This is a genomic window from Bradyrhizobium guangdongense (assembly GCF_006483445.1).
GTDB classification, from domain to species: domain Bacteria; phylum Pseudomonadota; class Alphaproteobacteria; order Rhizobiales; family Xanthobacteraceae; genus Bradyrhizobium; species Bradyrhizobium guangdongense_A.
This window is the reverse complement of sequence record NZ_PPPT01000306.1, coordinates 1-1311: the sequence shown is the minus strand read 5'-3', so window position 1 is coordinate 1311 and position 1311 is coordinate 1. Positions and strand designations below refer to the sequence as shown.

The window sequence follows — 1311 nt, the reverse complement described above, 5'->3', positions numbered from 1 at the left end:
ACTGTCCGGTTGCCGTCGAGAGCGTCGCCGTGCCGTTGGCGGCAATGCTGGCCGTCTGGGTGCCGGTGGCAAGGTCGATCGCGTTCAGGACGTCGGCGACCGTGCCGGCCTGCAGATAGACCGTCGAGTTGCCGTTGCCGTCGGTGATGACGTTGCCGGTCTTGCCATAACCGGTCGGGATCGCCGGCGCACCAGCAGAGCCCGGGACCGGGGCGTTCTTGAAGGTGATGATATGGCCGTCGACATTCAGCGTCGATCCATCCTGGACGAGCTGACCGAGCGAAGCCGCGCTCGTCGTACGCGTCACGCTCACCGAAGCATTGCCGCCACCGGTCGCCGAGCTCAGGCCCAGGGCCTTCAAGAGATCGGACTTGCCGACGACACTGAGATCAGCACCGGTGGAGCTGCGCAGCGTGACCTTGCCGGCCGAGGTGACACCGACGTCGGAGGCCGTCTGACCCGCGCTCGTGCTGATGGTCGCAGCACCCGCGCTGTTCACGGCAACCTTGACGCCGCTGGCGAGGTCGATTGCGCTGGCGAGATCGCCGGCGGTCGCCAGCGGAGCGCCGGTCGTGCCGAGGTAGACGGTCGAGTTGCCGCTGCCGTCAGTCACGATGTTGCCGCTAACGCCCGAGCCGCTCGGAACGTTGGCGACGCCCGGAGCGGTACCGGCACGGAAGGTGATGGTGTGGCCGTTGACGGTGAGCGTGTCGCCGTCCGCGGGCTGAGCGTTGCCGACCAGGCCGGTCGCGCTGGTGCCGGTGCCCAGCAGGGTGATGGCGGCAGTCAGAGCCGTCGAACCGTCACCAGCCGTTGCGGCGGCGCCGGTCGACACACCCTGGGTCGCTCCCAGCGTGATGGCCGAGGTCGCGGCATGGGTGCCGCCCGCGGTGCCGTCATACAGCACGTTGCTCGAAGCGAGCGCGCTGGCGAAGCTCGTGGTGCCGCGGAGGTCGGCGGCCGTTGCGCCCGCGACCGTGGTCGAGACGTTGGACTTGGTGGAGTAGCCGACCGTGGTCTGCAGCGCCTGGTTGGCGATCGACTTCGCACTGTCGATCAGCTTCTGCAGCGAGGTCAGGCCGGTGTTGGCGGCCTGCAGCACCTGCACGCCGTTGGCAATGCCATCGAGCAGGTTGTTGATGTCGCTGGCGCGGTTGTCGAGCGACTGTGCCGTGAAATAGTTGGTGGGATTGTCGAGCGCGGTGTTGACGCTCTTGCCAGTCGACAGACGATTTTGGGTCGTGGCGAGGAGGTCAGCGGTCGACTGGAGAGACAACAGGTTCTGACGAACCGACGCAGAGAGAACGATAC

1 protein-coding gene is annotated in these 1311 nt (G+C 67.1%); it reads right to left on the bottom strand.

Translation table 11 applies throughout. The features are described from left to right. Positions 1–1309 (bottom strand): DUF1522 domain-containing protein (locus C2U70_RS32245; RefSeq protein ID WP_246666922.1); only part of this gene is annotated, 1309 nt, incomplete at its 3' end. Positions 1310–1311: the final 2 nt, after the last annotated feature.